At 53.2% G+C, this 17,731-nt stretch carries 18 protein-coding genes; 3 read left to right on the top strand and 15 right to left on the bottom strand.

Translation table 11 applies throughout. From position 1 onward, the window contains the following. Positions 1-5: 5 nt before the first annotated feature. The 3 genes from K0I63_RS05315 to rpoE form a co-directional block, all read right to left on the bottom strand. Entirely contained in the window at positions 6-938 is a 933-nt protein-coding gene (locus tag K0I63_RS05315; RefSeq protein WP_220082778.1) for a MucB/RseB C-terminal domain-containing protein, read from the bottom strand. Between the two features lie 65 nt (positions 939-1,003). Further along, the gene (locus K0I63_RS05310; protein WP_011864853.1) at positions 1,004-1,606 is read right to left on the bottom strand and encodes a sigma-E factor negative regulatory protein; all 603 of its coding nucleotides are present in this window, start codon (positions 1,604-1,606) and stop codon (positions 1,004-1,006) included. 39 nt (positions 1,607-1,645) lie between these two features. After that, a complete protein-coding gene (gene rpoE, locus K0I63_RS05305) occupies positions 1,646-2,224 on the bottom strand; it encodes an RNA polymerase sigma factor RpoE (protein WP_011864852.1) in 579 nt (192 codons plus the stop codon). 199 nt (positions 2,225-2,423) lie between these two features. Here rpoE and nadB point away from each other — a divergent pair, with 199 nt between their 5' ends. Then, positions 2,424-4,037, top strand: coding sequence for an L-aspartate oxidase (nadB, locus tag K0I63_RS05300; protein ID WP_011864851.1), 1,614 nt, complete (start codon positions 2,424-2,426; stop codon positions 4,035-4,037). Between the two features lie 8 nt (positions 4,038-4,045). Here nadB and K0I63_RS05295 read toward each other — a convergent pair whose 3' ends face one another. The 9 genes from K0I63_RS05295 to rppH form a co-directional block, all read right to left on the bottom strand. Continuing rightward, entirely contained in the window at positions 4,046-4,501 is a 456-nt protein-coding gene (locus K0I63_RS05295) for a protein YgfX (protein ID WP_220082777.1), read from the bottom strand. Further along, positions 4,482-4,721 carry an FAD assembly factor SdhE gene (locus K0I63_RS05290; protein WP_220073918.1) on the bottom strand — a complete coding sequence of 80 codons (240 nt, stop codon included), beginning with the start codon at positions 4,719-4,721 and terminating at the stop codon, positions 4,482-4,484. The genes K0I63_RS05295 and K0I63_RS05290 overlap by 20 nt, the downstream gene beginning before the upstream one ends. A gap of 76 nt (positions 4,722-4,797) precedes the next feature. Then, positions 4,798-5,706 carry a transcriptional activator NhaR gene (gene nhaR, locus K0I63_RS05285; RefSeq protein ID WP_011864848.1) on the bottom strand — a complete coding sequence of 303 codons (909 nt, stop codon included), beginning with the start codon at positions 5,704-5,706 and terminating at the stop codon, positions 4,798-4,800. 20 nt (positions 5,707-5,726) lie between these two features. Then, positions 5,727-6,110, bottom strand: coding sequence for a hypothetical protein (locus tag K0I63_RS05280; RefSeq protein WP_220082776.1), 384 nt, complete (start codon positions 6,108-6,110; stop codon positions 5,727-5,729). Beyond that, positions 6,107-7,282, bottom strand: coding sequence for a Na+/H+ antiporter NhaA (gene nhaA, locus K0I63_RS05275; RefSeq protein ID WP_011864846.1), 1,176 nt, complete (start codon positions 7,280-7,282; stop codon positions 6,107-6,109). The genes K0I63_RS05280 and nhaA overlap by 4 nt, the downstream gene beginning before the upstream one ends. A 306-nt stretch (positions 7,283-7,588) precedes the next feature. Then, positions 7,589-8,440, bottom strand: a complete 852-nt coding sequence (locus tag K0I63_RS05270; protein WP_220082775.1) for a thymidylate synthase — start codon at positions 8,438-8,440, stop codon at positions 7,589-7,591. A gap of 115 nt (positions 8,441-8,555) precedes the next feature. Then, complete coding sequence (locus tag K0I63_RS05265) at positions 8,556-9,350, bottom strand: sulfite exporter TauE/SafE family protein (protein ID WP_220082774.1); 795 nt, start codon at positions 9,348-9,350, stop codon at positions 8,556-8,558. Between the two features lie 104 nt (positions 9,351-9,454). Beyond that, complete coding sequence (ptsP, locus tag K0I63_RS05260; protein WP_220082773.1) at positions 9,455-11,686, bottom strand: phosphoenolpyruvate--protein phosphotransferase; 2,232 nt, start codon at positions 11,684-11,686, stop codon at positions 9,455-9,457. A gap of 34 nt (positions 11,687-11,720) precedes the next feature. Then, positions 11,721-12,245 carry an RNA pyrophosphohydrolase gene (gene rppH / locus K0I63_RS05255; RefSeq protein ID WP_011864842.1) on the bottom strand — a complete coding sequence of 175 codons (525 nt, stop codon included), beginning with the start codon at positions 12,243-12,245 and terminating at the stop codon, positions 11,721-11,723. Positions 12,246-12,939: 694 nt separating this feature from the next. On the opposite strand from rppH, the gene mutH reads away from it, so the two are divergent. Together mutH and K0I63_RS05245 are read left to right on the top strand one after the other, a co-directional pair. Next, the gene (gene mutH, locus K0I63_RS05250) at positions 12,940-13,611 is read left to right on the top strand and encodes a DNA mismatch repair endonuclease MutH (protein ID WP_220058831.1); all 672 of its coding nucleotides are present in this window, start codon (positions 12,940-12,942) and stop codon (positions 13,609-13,611) included. A 339-nt stretch (positions 13,612-13,950) separates the two neighbouring features. After that, complete coding sequence (locus tag K0I63_RS05245) at positions 13,951-15,030, top strand: adenylate/guanylate cyclase domain-containing protein (protein WP_220044536.1); 1,080 nt, start codon at positions 13,951-13,953, stop codon at positions 15,028-15,030. Positions 15,031-15,032: 2 nt separating this feature from the next. Here K0I63_RS05245 and oxyR read toward each other — a convergent pair whose 3' ends face one another. From oxyR to mnmL, 3 genes are all read right to left on the bottom strand, one after another. Further along, positions 15,033-15,950, bottom strand: a complete 918-nt coding sequence (gene oxyR, locus K0I63_RS05240) for a hydrogen peroxide-inducible genes transcriptional activator OxyR (protein ID WP_011864839.1) — start codon at positions 15,948-15,950, stop codon at positions 15,033-15,035. Between the two features lie 205 nt (positions 15,951-16,155). Further along, complete coding sequence (locus K0I63_RS05235; RefSeq protein WP_011864838.1) at positions 16,156-16,521, bottom strand: Hpt domain-containing protein; 366 nt, start codon at positions 16,519-16,521, stop codon at positions 16,156-16,158. A gap of 173 nt (positions 16,522-16,694) precedes the next feature. After that, positions 16,695-17,630, bottom strand: a complete 936-nt coding sequence (gene mnmL / locus K0I63_RS05230) for a tRNA modification radical SAM protein MnmL/YtqA (RefSeq protein ID WP_220082772.1) — start codon at positions 17,628-17,630, stop codon at positions 16,695-16,697. Positions 17,631-17,731: the final 101 nt, after the last annotated feature.

Genomic DNA, 17,731 nt, shown 5'->3' with positions numbered 1-17,731 from the left:
CGGGATCACTCTATGGTGATGCTTTTGGCGATGCGGCTGAGTGTCTCGGCCGGAACCTTGCCCACGGCAACCACCTCGGCATTGCCTACACGCTCGGCGGCCAAAGAGAGACCGTTGCGTGTCATCAGCTCGTCGGGCAGCGCCGTCTCGCCGGCTCTGGCCACATACACAGAGATGTTCACCAGGCCATCGCTCAGGGCGATATACTCGACCGCCTCGTGGCTGCCGATGAGTCTGTGATTATCCTTGACCAAGATCTTAAAACCTTGAGGTAACCATTTGAATTGCCAGTTATCTGCCTGCTCACGCTGGGGCTGTGGCATGATCTCGGGCCAATCCTGCTTATAGGCTTCACGCAGAATCGCCGGCGCATCTTCAAGAACGATAAGCTCTACCACCAGCACCTGCTCCAGCAGCTGCTTCTCAAGGTTCAGCATGTCGTAACGCAGCGGCAGATAGGTATCCATATCCAGCCAAACCTGATAGCTATAGCGGTTGTCATCGTTGGGGATGATGCGCACTAACTGACTGGGACGCCCGGCCAGACGCGAACGTCCACCCAGGACAAACTGATAACCCGACTCCAGATCTGAGATAACCCCGGCAAACGCAGGTGGCAACACCCCCTGAATACGCTCGGCGCGCACGCTGTAGGCGGGTTGGTCGTGTTCGATAAAGGTAACTGTATTGCCCACGCGCACGGCATTTTTCGGCGGTCCATTGAGATGCTCGAGAAAAGCGACTTCATGGTCGTCGACCTTACCGTGAAGATAAACCAGGGGGCGTATGTGGTCCGCTTGCAGATGGATCAGGGACATCTTGAATTCTTGCCCTTTCAAGGCGAGGCTCATATTTTCGAGCCAAGCCTTAGCGGACAACTCTTCCTGCGCGCTGGCAGGGAAGACGAGGACTAACAGGGCCAACCAAATAAGACGCAAGCTAACTCCTTAATAATACCAATCGACACAAAGAGTATAGTCAGTGTGACCAGTATAAATAGCTTTTAGTGATTCACCGGGATAGGCGTAAGCTCACCATTGTCGTCTATATTGGCACTGTTATTCAATCTTTGCTGCAGCATATGATCTTGAATATAGGTGTTGATGCGATGACGCTGCTCCATCACACGCTCATTGGTATAACTTTGATTCTGTTGTACCGGGCCAGTCTGTAGGCTCACAGGCGACGCGCTGCCAATCAGCGGACGGGTATTGAGCACTGGCATAGGCGCATCTTCGACGCCACCCTGATTATAATTCTGCACGCCAATCACGGCGACCAAGGCGACACTGGCGGCGATGGCATATTGACCAAACTGCTTAAATAGCGGAACCACACTCGCAAGTTGACGTTGAGGCGCCACCTCAGGCGTTTCGACACGCTTAGGCACAAGGATACTAGGCTCAAGCTCAATCGCTGCGGCAATGTTGGCACTGAGATCGAGATTGATCGCAGCGGGCAACTCACCACGCATAGCATCACCTATCATGTGATAATCACGCCACTTCTCATGTGAATCCGTATCGGCGGCGAGTTGCGCCAACTCCTGCTCGTCGATTTCACCATCAACGGCAGCGGAAACCCATTCCTGACCTAACTTATCCATTTATCACCCATATAAATTTAGTGTATCGAATAAAATGCTTCATCGTTCCAGCAAAGGCTGCAACTTCTTATCGATGGCTTCACGTGCCCTAAAGATACGTGAACGCACTGTGCCCACAGGACACTCCATCACATTGGCAATCTCTTCATAACTCATGCCATCGAGCTCACGCAGAGAGATAGCCATCTTCAATTCTTCCGGCAAGGTATCGAGCGTATCGAAGACCACTTTCTGAATCTCATCTGACAACATGAGACGCTCTGGGGAGGCAAACTCCTTTAGCGCATCACTGCCGTCGTAATATTCGGCCTCTTCCGCATCGACATCGTTGGCAGGCGCTCGCCTGCCCTGTGCCACTAAATGATTTTTCGCGGTATTGACCGCGATGCGATACAACCAAGTATAAAACGCACTCTCACCCCTAAAGTTAGGCAACGCACGATAAGCTTTGATAAAGGCTTCCTGTGCCACATCTGCCACGTCGGCCTGATTACGCACATAACGGGCAATCAGATTAATCACTTTGCTCTGGTATTTATGTACCAGCAGGTTAAAAGCGTTTTTATCTCCTTGTTGCACTCGCTCAACGAGTTGTTGATCACTTATCTGTCCACTCATCCGAGCCGACTACTCCTAAATCTAAAATGCTGATTTCTCAGTCGCTCGAATCATATTCACATATGTAGACTAGCCCACATCGAAAAAGTTCTAAAAAAAATTGCGATATCCGCATTTATTTTCTACGGCGAGATCAGTATCCATAAATGGCGTCTTGGTTTACCATAGACAATACTCGCATAACTTACCATGATACCTGATGAAACAAGTAGTTGAACATCAATCTGACGTTTTGGTTATCGGCAGCGGGGCTGCTGGTCTGACTTTAGCGCTACATCTGGCTGAAAAATCAAACGTTATCTTACTCTCCAAAGGCCCACTCAGCGAAGGCTCAACCTACTACGCCCAGGGCGGTATCGCGTCAGTGTTCGATGAAGAGGATACCATCGAATCTCACGTCACCGATACCTTGATCGCCGGGGCCGGGTTATGCGATGAAGAAGTTGTGACCTTTACCGCCGAAAACGCCAAAAGCGCCATGGAATGGTTGATTCACTGCGGCGTCGCCTTCGATAAAGAAGAAACCGCCGACGGTGACGAGAGCAAGGCCCCCTATCATCTGACCCGCGAAGGTGGCCATAGCCACAGACGTATCCTGCACGCGGCCGATGCCACAGGTAAAGAGGTGCAGGTGACGCTACAGGAGCGCGCCCTGAGTCACCCCAATATCAAGGTACTTGAGCGCTACAACGCCATCGACCTTATCACCACACGTAAGCTCAAGCGCCCGGGCAACCGCGTCCTCGGCGCCTATGTGTGGAACCGTAACGAAGAGCATGTGGAAACCGTTAAGGCTCGCTTCGTCGCCCTGGCAACGGGCGGCAGCTCTAAGGTGTACCAATATACCTCGAACCCAGATATCGCCTCGGGTGATGGCATCGCCATGGCCTGGCGCTCGGGCTGCCGGGTGGCCAACATGGAGTTCAACCAGTTCCACCCTACCTGCCTCTACCACGCCGATGCCCGCAACTTTTTGTTGACCGAGGCCCTACGCGGTGAAGGCGCCTACCTTAAGCGTCCCGATGGCAGCCGCTTCATGCCAGACTTCGACGAGCGCGGCGAACTCGCCCCCCGCGACATCGTGGCCCGCGCCATCGACTATGAGATGAAACGCTTAGGGGTCGACTGCGTCTACCTGGATATCAGCCACAAGCCGGCCGACTTTGTCATCAAGCACTTCCCCACTATCTATAGACGCTGTCTGGAACTGGGAATAGATATCACCAAAGATGCTATCCCTGTGGTACCCGCAGCCCACTATACCTGCGGCGGCGTGATGACAGACCTGCATGGTCAGACGGATCTCAATGGGCTCTACGCCATAGGTGAAGTGGCCTATACCGGCCTGCACGGCGCCAACCGTCTGGCCAGCAACTCACTGCTTGAGTGTCTGGTGTTTGCCCGCGCGGCAGCCGAGGATATCGAGAGCCAGCTGGCCAAGATCCCTATGCCGGGTACTCTGCCCGCCTGGGATGAGAGTAAGGTATCGAACTCGGATGAAGAGGTAGTGATCGCCCACAACTGGCACGAGCTACGTCTGTTCATGTGGGACTATGTGGGAATTGTACGTTCAGACAAGCGCCTCGAGCGCGCCCTGCGCCGCTGTGCAATGCTGCAGCAGGAGATCCAGGAGTACTACAGCAACTTCCGCGTGAGTAATAACTTACTCGAGCTGCGTAACCTGGTCCAGGTCGCCGAGCTTATCATCCGCTGCGCCATGGAGCGTAAGGAAAGCCGCGGCCTGCATTACAATATCGACCATCCCAACAAGAGTAATAACCCGCTACCAACCATATTGCATCCAGAGCAATAGGAAGGGCGTTAGCCAAACCTTAGTAGCAGGCGACACAGGTGCCGATAACCTGTGTCGTCAAACATATCTCGCCATAAGATAACCAGGCGTTTCCGCTCTCCCTCGTATAACCAGAACAGCACCACCAAGGGACTGACCCAGATCCTGCGATAACTAAGCTGTTGCTCGATTGCTTCCTCAACCTGCTGCACTTGCGTATGCGAATCTAACTCGTCGCGGATAAGACCAATTCTGCCCGACTCGTCCAGCCAGAAGGCAAGAGACCAACGTCTTAGCGCAATAAACTGATAGAGAAAGAAACTAATTGTGGCCAGTAAGAGGCCATACTTGAGGGTGAGAAACCAGAAAGAGGTGATTGGCGGCCAGACCAGAAAAGCACTCAGGCACAGGGCCGCGAAACAGACCAGCGAGAGTCGCTGGTCGAAGGAGGCTGTCAGGTGAAAGTTATGGCGCCGCCCGGCCACGAACTTTGACCACCATCTCGGCGAGCTGCGGATCTGGACAGGCCTCATGGCCCATAAACCAGGCAAACAACTCAGGATCTTCACACTCTAACAGACGAACGAAAACCGCCTTATCATCTATAGACAGCTGTTCATATTGGGTCTCAACAAAGGGTTGAAACAATACATCAAGCTCTAACATGCCCCGTCGGCACGCCCATCTTACTCTGGCTATGTTCATTGGCTCTGACACACAACTACTCCCTTATTTTCGATTGGCGATAGTGTACCAGTTAGGCCACCGGCTTCACACCGTTTTATAGCCGCTCCACCTCGAGATCCTTACCGGCGAAGAGATCGCTAAAGTCGGTTTCCAGCAGGGATTTTACCGCCGGATGTTGGATCATCCGCTCGGCAAACATCACATGGTAGACCTCCTTGATGTCGTCAGTCTCACCCAGAATCTGCATGTCGTGGGCGAGAATATCCTGCTTATAGATAGAGGGCGCCACGAAGATCCCCTGCTTGAAGAAGCCAAACGCCTTCATCATGGCCGCATCATCGAACTCACCTAGTATGGTGACATCTAGGCCATTCTCATCGAACCAGTGATGTAACTGCTGACCGAGCGAGGTACGTTTCCCCGGGATCAACAACTTGCCCTCCTCCAGACAGGCGGGAAAGGGTTTGTCATAGGTGGTCGAGGAGAAAAACGCCACGCCGCACTCGCCGAGCTTCTTCGATAGGATCTCCGGATACTTGAGCGACTCACCGGCGCAGTCGGATAAGATCATATCCAGCTTATGGGCCCTTAAGCGCTCCATCAGGCTCTCGTGGGTCGCCTCATAACAGGCTAGATGCATGGAGCCATCGCTGGGCACAACCGAAAGCAGCACCCGACTGGCCAGGGCCTTAGAGAGCGCATCGGCGATACCCACCTCGAACAAGATATTGTTATCCTTTTGATAATTCAGGATATCTAACATCTCATAGCTGAGGCTGAACATCTTATCGGCGTAGCGAAACACCAGTTCACCCAGCTCGGTGGGCTCGAGATTACGCCCCACCCGCTTGAACAGGGTACCGTTGAGGCGCTGCTCGAGTACGCGGATCTGCCCGGTTACCGTTTGCGGGGTCAAACATAAAGTTTCGGCGGCCTTGGCCACCGAGCCCTTCTTATGCACCATCCAGAAATAATAGAGATGGTTATAGTTCAGATGCGACATCAAGGCTCGCGTCTCTCCTGCTATTTAAGACGTTGGCAATCCATCATGCTGTACATGACTTCGCTTAGCGTCTCTATCGAATCTAGCTTACCGGCCTCGACGGCCTCGGAGAGTCCCTGCACCAGGCTATCTCGATCCGGCAGCCGTCCCTCGCAATAGGTGCGGTTGGCCTCTTCGAAGCGTTTGCCGCTACGGTACTTGAGCGCGCGGGACTCATACCCATTGGTCTCGACCCGCTTACCCATAGACTTGGGCTTAAACATGAGGGCACCGTCGACAACCCCCTCCAAGTAATGCTGACAGGCGACGCTGTTGACATCTTTATCGCACGCCTCTAGCTGGCTGGCATAGGCGCCCCCGGTCAAGCCGAATGAGAGCATGAGTGTCACGACGAGTTTTTTCATGATTTTTCTCCTTTCTCTGGAAGCACCTTAGATAACCAAAAATAACCTATCACCGCCGACATGATCGACCCGGTCAGAATGCCGAGCCTTGCCAGATCGCCGTAAGCCTCGCCATCGCCGATAAAGGCCAGGGATGAGATGAACATCGACATGGTAAAGCCGATACCACACATCACTGCCACGGGGGCGATATGACGCCAGCCCATGCCTTCGGGCAATGCAGCCAGCTTAAGCTTGACCGCCACGAAGCTAAACAGCAGTACTCCAAGCGGTTTACCCAGCAGTAGGCCAAGTGCGATACCCACAGGCACAGGCGATAACAGATCCCCAAGGCTCATGCCCGACAGGTCGACCCCGGCATTGGCAAAGGCAAAGATAGGCAATATGACAAAGGTGCTCCATGGGTGCAGGCTATGCTCCAGATGCTCTGACGGTGAGCTACCATCTTTGGCCCGCAGCGGAATACAGAACGCGATGATCACACCAGCCAGGGTAGCGTGTACCCCAGATTTGAGCACGGCTATCCAGAGGATCAGGCCCACCACCCCATAAGGAGCCAGCGCGGTCACGCCCTTACGATTTAGCCCCACCAAGATCACTATCGCCAGCGCGGCAACGACTAAGCTGATCGCCGAGAGATCTGTGCTATAGAACATGGCGATGATCACCACTACACCAAGGTCATCTATGATGGCCAGCGCCAGCAGGAACACCTTAAGCGCCACCGGCACTCGGCTACCCAGTAGCGCCATGATACCCAGCGCGAAGGCGATATCGGTAGCGGCAGGAATTGCCCAGCCCACCTGAGTAATAGGGTCGGCATAGTTAAAGATCAGGTAGATCGCCGCGGGGAAGATCATGCCACCTATAGCAGCAAAGGTTGGCAAGGATGCCTGCTCGCGGCTCGACAATGCGCCTTCCAGCAGCTCACGCTTCACTTCCAGGCCGATCAACATGAAAAACAACGCCATCAGGCCGTCGTTAATCCAGTGGATCAGCGTCTTATCAATATCCAGACTGCCCACGCGCACCTGCATCTCTGTGTGCAGGAAGCCTTGATACAGGCCTGATAGCGGGGAGTTCGCCATTATCATCGCCAAGATAACGGCCGCCATCAATAAGATGCCACCGGCCGATTCCTGGCTCAGAAAATTTCTAATCGCCTTTTCCATAAATAAACTCCAAAAACACTTAATGTATTGAGTCTAGCGGAATGCAACCTAGCTGAATAATCGTTTGCATCGGCATTAAACATCGGTAATTCCGAGGTGTTAAGTGTAGTCAGTCACCACGGACTAATCAATAGCATGCAGTTTTACTTAGCGGGAGTGCCGATTAAAGCCGTCTGTGACGGGGATCACAGGAAGATTAAGATTGAAAGGGGGATTTTTTATGCAGAATAAATTAATAAAGCGCGCCGACTCACAAAGAGTCTACCGCGCCTTACCTCAGAAATTCCTCAGTCTTAAGATTGACTCTTAGACAGAGAAGGGATACTGAATCGCCTCGTGGTGCTGATAACCAGTCACCTCGAAATCGTCCATGGTGACCCAGGTCTCGAGATCTTCCAGCGACTTGATATCCGGATTGATGCTTAGCTTAGGTGACGGGAAGGGCTCGCGCTTAAGCTGCACCTCCTGCATCAGGGGTAACTGGTCTTCATAGATGTGCGCATTGACTATCTTATGGTAGGCCTTGCCCGCTTTGTGACCTGTGATCTGCGCCACAATCGCCAGCAGGGCAAACACCTGCACCTGATTGAAGTTTAGCCCTAGGGGAACATCGCAGGAGCGCTGGAAACTGTTGAGGTATAAGGTATCGCCCAGCAAAGAGAAGTTATGGGTGTGCATGCAGGGACGCAGACAGCCCATATGAAATTCACCTGGATTGTAGAAGCTTAAGATCTCGCCGCGATCATCGACCCCCTTTGACAGGTTATCGATTATCTTTCTCAGCTGATCTACTGCGCCGCCATCTGGCTTTGCCCAGGCTCTGCCCTGCACCCCGTATACCCGGCCCATATCGTCATGGCCCTTACGGTGAGGGTTATTCAGCCAGGCACTGTTTTCATTGGCGTTGGCATCCCAGGTCTTGGCACCCAGCTTTCTGAAGTCGGCGGCATTGTCATAGCCCCTGAGGTAACCCAGCAGCTCGGCAATCGCCCCCTTCCAGAAACTCTTGCGGGTGGTGATCAGGGGAAACTCGTTGGCGGCCACATCGTATTCCAGATCGGCATTGATCACGGTTAAGCAGCGCTTTCCCGTGCGCTCGTTTTCAACCCAGACGCCCTCATTGATGATTCGTTCACATAATGCCAAATACTGTTTCATCTTATCCTACTTATCATTGTTGCTTGGATGGGGACTTTAGCGCCCTTCCCTAATCGAGTCTTAATCTAGCTTTAGCCGAGCCTTTGTTCTATCAACCGCTTTTTTACGGCCATCTCTAGCTGAGGGCTAACTTGATCCCGGTAAAAAATAACATGGCGGCAAATATTTTCTTCAGCCTTGCCGTCGGCCAGACACTTGCCGCCTTCGCCCCCAGTGGTGCCGTCAGCATAGAGGTGCAGACGATGCCGAACAAGGCTGGCAGATAGATATAACCCAGGGTGTATTCTGGCAGCCCTTGAGTCGCCCAGCCAGCAAATACATAGCTGAGGCTACCAAACAAGGCGATCATCAGCCCTGTTACCGAGGAGAAACCTATGGCGTGACGCATCTGCACGCCGCACCAGCTCAAGAATGGGATAAACAAGATGCCGCCGCCTATGCCCATTAATGCAGCTATGATGGCGACAAACATTGCGGTAACAAACAGATAGGGACTCGCGGGCAAGCTACGCTCGCCCTCTGCCGCCTTAAAGGGAAACACCATCTGCAACGCCATCAACACCAAGAAGCCGGCAAATACCTGCTTGAGTAGCTGAGCAGAAAACAGTGAGGAGATAAAGCCTGCCGACAGGGCGCCGACTATCAATCCCGGCAGCATGATGGTAAGTAGATGCCAGGGAATATTACCTCGGGCGTGATGGGCCCTAGCCGATGAGGCCCCGGTTAGGATGATCGCCGCCAACGAGGTGGCAATAGCCACATGGGTCAAATGCTCTGGCACTACGCCCGCCATGGGCAGAAGAAACAGCAATACAGGTACGGCTATCACGCCACCACCGATGCCTAACAGGCCCGCCATAAAACCGATGAAGGCCCCCAGGGCAATACAACTGACAACTATGGTGAACATGTAACCTCGACGGCAGTGGCGAAAGGAGGCATTAGCTTAAAGGAATTACCGACAGATTGAAATTGCCTAGCGCTCACAGTCGAGACTCAATTACAGAAACTCACTTATAGGAATTCGTCCAGGCCTTTCTCTTTCAGATAGAGCGTGAGCAGCTCCCTCACCTCGAAGCCGTTGGTGAGTGACAGCGCCTGGGCAAGCAGCTCGCTCAAGTCCTGATAGGACACCCTGCGGATCAGATAATTGATCTTGGCCAGGCTGCCCTGATTCATACTCAACTGGGTATAGCCCATGGCGACCAGCAGCAGTACGCCCATGGGTTCGCCAGCCAGCTCACCACAGACGCTTATTGGTAGTCTGTATTCTCGGCACGCCAGCCTCGCCTGGGTCAGCGCCCGTAAGATCCCTGGATGATAGGAATCATATAGCGTGCTGACTCTTGGGTTGTTCCTATCGACCGCCAGCAGGTATTGGGTCAGGTCGTTCGAGCCGACAGAGATAAAGTCGACCCGTTTGGCCACCTCTTCGAGCTGGAACAGCAGCGCAGGCACCTCCAGCATTATGCCTATCTTAGGCCGCTGCAGGTCTGGATGAACGTCTTGCTTCACCTCGAGATAAGCCTGCTCCAGGTAGGCGATGGCCTGATCTATCTCGTCTAAACAGCAGACCATGGGCAGCAGAATATGCAGCTGCTCACCGCCGCCCGAAGCATTGAGCATGGCTCTGAGCTGCACCAGAAACAGCTCGGGATGATCCAGCGTCAGACGGATCCCGCGCCAGCCAAGGAAAGGATTTTCCTCGATAATAGGCAGATAAGACAATGGCTTGTCGCCGCCCACATCCAGGGTGCGCATCACCACGGGACGCCCAAGCGCTGCATTCAACACCTGACGATAGACCTCGACCTGTTCGGCCTCGCTGGGGAAGCGGGTCTGCAGCATGAAGGGGATCTCGGTGCGATACAGGCCGACGCCGTCGGCGCCCTCGGCGATCTCTGAGGCCAGACTGCTTAACAGCCCGGCATTGAGATAGAGATGAATTCGCCGCTCATCTAAGGTCATGGCAGGCTTAGACAGCTCCTGGGCATAGCGTTTCTGCAACGCCTTCTCCGCCGAGATCAGGCTGCGATACTCACCGATCAGCGTCGGTGTAGGCGAGATCAGCACCTGTCCGCGATTAGCGTTCAGGATCAGCTGCTTGCCATCGATACCGGCATTGAGGATCCCCTCGACACCAATCACCGCCGGGACGCCGAAGGCGCGCGCTAAGATAGCCGCGTGGGAGTTCACCCCACCAAGCTCTGTGACTATACCCACCAGCTTGTGCTGGGGGAACTCGGCGAGCATGGTCGCCGTGGCTTCCTTGGTCACCAAAATCACGGGCACATCCAGTTCCAGCTGCATCTTCTGCGGCTCGATCAGCTCTCGCAGCACCCTCTGGCCCAGATCGCGGATATCCGTCGCCCGCTCCTGCATATAAGGATCTTGCATCTGCTGGAAATGATCTATGTAGCGCAGCGACACCCGGCTCACCGCCGAGATAGCCGTCCAGCCCGCCTGGATCTCCCGCCCATATTCACCGCCAAGGCTGGTATCATCCAGCAGCAGTTGCAGGGCGGAGAAGATAGACTGCACCTCTTTCTCATTCTCGCCATCGAAGCGCTGGGACAGGGCGCTTAGGGTGTTGCGACAGGCATCCAGCGCCTGACTCAGGGCTAGCAGTTCTTCGTCGACCTGCTTAGTGCGACGCCCCTGCTGCTCTAGGGGGATCTCGCCCCCCAGCACCATGGCGTGGGCGATCACTACGCCACTGGCGGCCGAGGTACCGGTATAGACACACTTATCCGGCGCCGATTTCACCTCGGCCTTCTTACGCTGCTCACGCACCGCCACCGCCAACTGGGCGGCGAGCGTCATCAGAAAGGCCTCTTCGGCCTCGCTAAACTGGCGTGCGTCGGCCTGCTGCACCACCAACACGCCTAGGATTAATTTCTGATAGATGATGGGGACGGCGAGAAAGGCACGAAAATCTTCCTCGTCGACTTCGGTGAATAGCTTAAATCTGGGATGTTGCTGGGCATCGGCCAAGTTGACCGGCTCTTCGCGTTCGGCTACCAGGCCGACCAGGCCCTGGCTCATGGGCATCTTGACCTTGCCCACGGCTCTGGGGTCTAGGCCATCGGTGGCCGATAACACCAGCTCCTGCTCTTCCAGGATATAGATGGAGCAACACTGGGTCTCCATCGCCGACTTGGTCTGGCGGACTAGCAACGAGAGGGCTGATTGAAGATCATCGGCTGCGGCTACTGCCTGAGTGATGTCTCTGAGCGTCTTTAACACAGCCTACCTCTCCCTCTATTGCTTGCCATCTTAGCTACCTGCGGCGACCTCTTCTTCTGCCGCCTTGAGTATTTTCCTGAGCCTGAAACGGCAAAGCCGTCGGCGCAAACTCTTTCATTACCTTGCGGTACACGTCTCGTTTAAAGGATACCACCTGTCTGACCGGATACCAGTAACTGACCCAACGCCAGTCATCAAACTCCGGGTGGCCGCTGGCCGCCAGATCGATGGCAGACTCCTGACTCTTCAATTGTAATAGAAACCACTTCTGTTTCTGTCCGATACATAAGGGTTTACTGTCTTGCCTAATTAACCGTTTAGGTAATCTATAACGCAACCAGGAACGAGTTGAGGTTAACACTTGCACATGTTCAGGCCTTAACCCAACTTCTTCATACAACTCCCGATACATGGCTTGCTCGGCGCTTTCGCCTTCATCTACGCCACCTTGCGGAAATTGCCAGGAATGTTGACCAAATCTTCTGGCCCACATCACCTGCCCAAAGCGATTACAGATAATGATGCCTACATTTGCACGAAAGCCGTCACTATCAATCACATGGACTCCAAAATGAAATAATCTAATGAATCGATTGTTTCACAAAGCGGCGTCGGCGGCAATTCCCCATTAACAGATATTGTTTGGATAAAAAACTAAAATTTTTACTTTTATCAACAGAGCCTGGCGAGCAAACCGGAGGATATCCACAAAATCTGTGGATATCTCTGTTTGAAACTCAGTTAAAATTGTCAATTCAGCCAAATCTCGGAGCAATACCCAAGCAGACGCCAGCCGAGATTTAATCAATAAGCAACTGTAATTAAATAAAAATAAATTGTTCACACTGTGAGATCATTTGTTCACACTCAGAGATCGCACAAAAAACACCCAAAGCCTATGTCAAGTAAAAAACCACATAAAGTCCCCAAAGGTTATTCACAGATAAATAGATTTATCGACTCTGACAGCGGAAAAATGTCATCAAAATCCCCTTGACAAGGGTTTTTTTATTCTGACCTGTGACAGACTTATTCAGTTATCCAATAAATCTGTGGATAAGTGTGTTGGAAAGGGTGGGGAAATCACAGAGTAACTTAAATAACTCGCGATGAGGTTAAATGGACAACATGGCTAAAACGATGTTTTTCAGTCACTTAATTTAAAAAGGCTCAAGGATCTCCCTGTCCTAAAAAGATCGCACAATTTTTAACCTCGATTGATTAAGTGCATAACTCGGGTAAAATCCCTCCCCATGAAAAGTAAAATTCTTCCCCCCGAATCCCTCGACGAGCTGATGCAGCGCGCCCAGGAGATGGCCGGACTCTCTCTGGGGCAGCTGGCCGAGCTTCACCATGTCGCCGTGCCGAGCAACCTGAAACGAGACAAAGGCTGGATAGGCCAGCTTATCGAACTCGAACTGGGGGCCACCGCCGGCTCTAAGCCGGAGCAGGACTTTCTCCATCTCGGCGTCGAGCTCAAAACCATTCCTGTGGATGAATCGGGTAAGCCGCTAGAGACCACCTATGTCACCGTCGCCCCGCTAATGAATATCAACGGCCTAAGATGGCAAGAGAGTCTGGTATATCATAAGTTACAGCGGGTGCTGTGGATCCCGGTGGAAGGCATTCGCCACAAGCCGATTGGCGAGCGGCGTATCGGCAGTCCCATCCTCTGGACCCCGAGCGAAGAAGAGATGGCGCAGATACGTCAGGACTGGGAAGAGATCATGGAGCTTATCGCCTTAGGCAAGGTCGAGCAGATCACCGCCCGTCACGGCGAGGTGCTGCAGCTCAGGCCCAAAGGCGCCAACAGCCGCGCGCTCACCCAGAGTATAGCGCAAGATGGTCAGGTTAAACTCACCAACCCGCGGGGCTTCTATCTTAAGATCCCCTTCACTCAGCAGATCTTGAGCCGCTATTTCTAGGCGATTTGAGCTGGCCAGTCGTGGCTATTCGAATCGCTATTTAAAGGTGATTCGAACCGCAATTTTCCTTCTAGTTAAAAGGGGTGACAGAGAAGGGTCATTTCTCACACTTTAGACTTTTAGATAATCGACAAAGTGCGCCACTTTCTGTCAGCATCCCCCAAGAAAAAAACAATCACCACGGTAACTTAACACTTGTTCAACATAAATTTGTCGCTTTTTTGGCACATCTAGACTTCATTTGACTTAGATCACAAATATCACTGGAAATTGTAGGGGTGTTTTCTATACACTAGCGCATCCTGAGATTTGTGCAGCATTTAGGAATTTTCTGTCACTGTGAGAGCACGCATTCAAGCAAAGAAGCTCATATTTGCCATTTTCGCTTGGGCTATTGCCATGGCGGCCTTTGTGTTTTTCCGCTATGCGCAAACACCAGAGCTGCCCCAATGGGCGGTAGGCACTGCCGATCTCGCGACCCTGGCGATCTATATGGGGATCATCTTTGGTAGTCTGCACTGGATGTCGAACCTGATCGCCGACTTTAGCGCCATCAATCGCCTGCCCTATCTGTTTTCGGTGATCTTCAAGGGACTCTTCCTCTTGCTTGGGGCGACCACACTCGCCTACATGACCCAATTCCTCAACATGTGGGCCATCGAGAACCATATGTCGACCCTCAGGCAGATGTTGACCGCACATATTCTCTACAGCCCCTCGTTCCAGGCCCTGATCATCTATCTGGTGGTGGTGCGTGTCGGCCTGGCCTTCATCGAGCAGATGGCTCTGCTCGTCGGCCCACGTATTCTGTTTAATATCGGCCTGGGTAAATACCACAGACCCAGATACGAACAGCGCCTGTTTCTCTATCTGGACATGGTGGCCTCGACCACCCACGCGGAATCTCTGGGTGACTATCGCTTCAGCCGCCTGATCCAGGACTGCTTTAGCCTGTTATCGGACACTGTGGTCAACAACGACGCCGAGATCTATCGCTACATGGGCGATGCCGTGCTGATCCACTGGCCGCTGGAAAACGGCATCATAGAAGATCGCAGCTTCAATATTTATTATGAGTTCAGCCAGCAACTTAACTGGCAGCGCAAGTACTTCGAAGAGCAGTATGGTTTCGTGCCTAAGTTCAAGGCGGCGGCCCACTGTGGTCAGGTGGTGGCGGCTGTGGTTGGGGTGCAGAAGCAGGAGATCAGCTTCTTCAGCGACGTGCTCAATACCTTGGCGAGACTTCAAGATCAGTGTAACCCACTGGGGCAGCGCATGCTGATCTCAGGCTCACTGCAGTCGCTTATTGACACTGGCGACAGTCACTACGACTTTACCAACCTTGGTCCAATCAAACTCAAGGGGAAACAACACTCTATCGAGGTGTATGGCGTTTCCCCCAAGGGTAGCAATAGTTAAAACTAACTCTCCGCCTCCGCCTGTTCCAACAAGCTTTGAATCGCCTTACCTAAGGTTCTGAAGGTCATGATACGGCTGGAGGTCTGACGCCAGACCAGACCGATATCCCGGTAAGGCGCCTCACCCGGCGGCGTCAGGGCGGTGAGATCCGTATCGTTCAATATCCCCGCATCGATCGCCATCTGTGGCAGGAAGGTAGTTCCCAGCTTGCTGTTTACCATCTGCACCAGTGTGTGCAGACTCGTCGCCGCGAAGGGGTTGATCTTGTCGCTATCGGCCAGACTGCAGGCGCTGATGGCATGACCGGTAATACAGTGCTCTGACTGCAACAGGAAGATGCTCTCATCGGGCAGCGCCTTGTAATCTATCGGCTGATGCACCTCACTGCTCAGCTCCTTATGCATCACCAGCTTAAAGGGATCTATCCCCACCTTCATGCTGTGATAGCCACTGGTGTCAGCCGGCAGGGCCAGCAGCAACAGATCCAGCTCACCCTTACCCAAGGCGTCCAATAGTCGCTCCGTGGTGTCTTCCTTCAAAAACAGCGTCAGCTCGGGATATTCCTGTTGGCAATGTTTCACCACCCGGCTAAGCAGAAACGGCGCGATGGTGGGAATGCAGCCCAGGCGAATATCCCCTGTCATCGGCTGGCCCTGGTGCTTCACCAGCTCCACCAGATCGTCGACGTCGGTCAGCAGCTTGCGGGAGCGCTGCACCACCTCCTCGCCGATGGCGGTGAAGATGAAGGACTTGTGATCGCGCTCGATCAGTTGATGACCAAGCTGCTCCTCCAGGTTTTGAATCCCACTCGACAGGGTCGACTGGCTCACGTGGCACAGCTTGGCCGCGCGATTAAAGTTCTGTTCCTGATAGAGATTGACCAGATAGTAAAGGTTTTTCAGGCTCGGCAGATGTTTCATAAAATCGATTACCAACTTCCATTTACATTCAATTACTCAATCTAACTCTAGCACAAGCGGCTCCGGGATTAACCCTCTCTTTTGCCAGAAGTGTGAAGCGCTGCCCAAAAGCGGCCAAAGAATGCACAAACAAAAACGCCCCCGATGATCTCTCATCGAGGGCGCTATCAAATTTGGCTAGCTCTGATTTACAGGCTTTGACCTATTAGGCCTTAGATTCCAGATAAGCCTTCAGCTCGGCCAGATCCTGGCTGGCGTTGTCCACGATCACCTGCAGCCAGGTGCCGTGCTCGGCTGGCCACTCGGCCGCCTCACCGTGTTGCAATAGCTGAGCATACTGCTGGATGCGTTTCAGTCCCACAGAACCGGCAGCGCCTTTGAACTTGTGCGCCTCAGAACATAAGGTATCTTTGTCTTGTGCTTCCTTAGCGTTGACCAGGTTGCCAACATACTCGGGCATCAACTGTTCAAACAAGACGACACTCTTTAGCAAAGTGCCCGCACCGATAGCGCTGCAGTACTGCTCAAGTGTGTTGAGATCCAATATTGATTCTAACTCGGCTGTTGCCATCTTAAGGCACCTCTCGAAAAAAGCTGACGGGACAAGAATAAAATTCACCCCATAATAGCGCCTAGAATGACGGGCGCAACTAATTGAAGCATATGCAAGTTAAATAGCTCCTTATTTAACCTTTCATTAACCATGCGTTAAATTAATTGCTCAATTATTCACGTTTTTTGCGCCTAAACCGACAATTGATCACCTGCCGAATCGGTCAAATAATGACCCTGACCGCCCAGGCGTTCCAGGTTCTTGACGATGGCCACTAACCCCTCCCAGCGATAGGCACACCAGTCGGGTGCCAGCAGCATAGGTTTCTTGGCGTAGGCGGTAACACGATGAAAAATCACCTCTTTAGGCGTGAGACGAATCAGCTCGCCGACGCTCTCTGCGTAGGCTTCCTGGGTCAATAAACTCATGCGCCCGGCCCGCCAGGCCTTGGCCATGGTGCTGCCCTCGACGATATGCAGTGGATGAATTTTGAGCCCATCGACTCCGGCGTCCAGCACCGCCCTGTGACTGGCTAAAAAGTCCTCATGGCTCTCACCTGGCAGCCCTAAGATCAGGTGGGTACACACCTTTAATCCCGCCTTTCTCGCCCGGATGACAGTATCACGATACTCCTCAAAACCATGTCCACGATTGATCCGCTTAAGCGTCTCAAGGTTGGCGCTTTGCAGCCCGAGCTCCAGCCACACCTCCAGGCCACGGGCCTGATAACCGGCCAGCAGGGCGATCACCTCGTCGCTGACACAATCGGGACGGGTGCCGACACACAGGCCGACGATATCGCTGTCGGCCACCGCCTCATCATAGCGCTGCTTGAGCAACTGATACTCGTCATAGGTGCTGGTATAGGCCTGAAAATAGGCGATGAACTTGCTGGATTTGCCCTGGGCGCGCTCGCGGCCATTGGCCAGCTGCACGGCGATGCTGTCTACCGAGCCATGCTCATGGCTGAAGGAGGCCACATTACAGAAGGTACAGCCACCCCGTCCCAGGCTGCCGTCACGATTGGGGCAGGTAAACTTGGCATCCAGGGTCAGCTTCTTGAGGCGCTGACCATACTGACGCTTGCAATGCAGGCCAAAGGTGTTGACATGGCTATCCAGTCCCACGGGGTATTCTCTCGATCGATAAAAGGGCGGCGATTGTAACTGGCTTGCTGGCGCTATTCTTGGTGCTACATCAATTTTTGGCGCCTTTCCCGGTGCGCCAG

The organism is Shewanella rhizosphaerae (assembly GCF_019457655.1).
GTDB lineage: Bacteria > Pseudomonadota > Gammaproteobacteria > Enterobacterales > Shewanellaceae > Shewanella > Shewanella loihica.
Note: the sequence above shows the minus strand (reverse complement) of the source record. Positions and strands in the feature narration are given on the sequence as shown.

What these genes read in the sequence shown, in the direction of transcription:
- K0I63_RS05310 (WP_011864853.1), bottom strand. Translation starts at nt 1,606, where the DNA reads ATGGATAAGTTAGGTCAGGAATGGGTTTCCGCTGCCGTTGATGGTGAA.
- rpoE (WP_011864852.1), bottom strand. Translation starts at nt 2,224, where the DNA reads ATGAGTGGACAGATAAGTGATCAACAACTCGTTGAGCGAGTGCAACAA.
- nadB (WP_011864851.1), top strand. Translation starts at nt 2,424, where the DNA reads ATGAAACAAGTAGTTGAACATCAATCTGACGTTTTGGTTATCGGCAGC.
- K0I63_RS05290 (WP_220073918.1), bottom strand. Translation starts at nt 4,721, where the DNA reads ATGAACATAGCCAGAGTAAGATGGGCGTGCCGACGGGGCATGTTAGAG.
- nhaR (WP_011864848.1), bottom strand. Translation starts at nt 5,706, where the DNA reads ATGTCGCATCTGAACTATAACCATCTCTATTATTTCTGGATGGTGCAT.
- K0I63_RS05280 (WP_220082776.1), bottom strand. Translation starts at nt 6,110, where the DNA reads ATGAAAAAACTCGTCGTGACACTCATGCTCTCATTCGGCTTGACCGGG.
- nhaA (WP_011864846.1), bottom strand. Translation starts at nt 7,282, where the DNA reads ATGGAAAAGGCGATTAGAAATTTTCTGAGCCAGGAATCGGCCGGTGGC.
- K0I63_RS05270 (WP_220082775.1), bottom strand. Translation starts at nt 8,440, where the DNA reads ATGAAACAGTATTTGGCATTATGTGAACGAATCATCAATGAGGGCGTC.
- K0I63_RS05265 (WP_220082774.1), bottom strand. Translation starts at nt 9,350, where the DNA reads ATGTTCACCATAGTTGTCAGTTGTATTGCCCTGGGGGCCTTCATCGGT.
- mutH (WP_220058831.1), top strand. Translation starts at nt 12,940, where the DNA reads ATGAAAAGTAAAATTCTTCCCCCCGAATCCCTCGACGAGCTGATGCAG.
- oxyR (WP_011864839.1), bottom strand. Translation starts at nt 15,950, where the DNA reads ATGAAACATCTGCCGAGCCTGAAAAACCTTTACTATCTGGTCAATCTC.
- K0I63_RS05235 (WP_011864838.1), bottom strand. Translation starts at nt 16,521, where the DNA reads ATGGCAACAGCCGAGTTAGAATCAATATTGGATCTCAACACACTTGAG.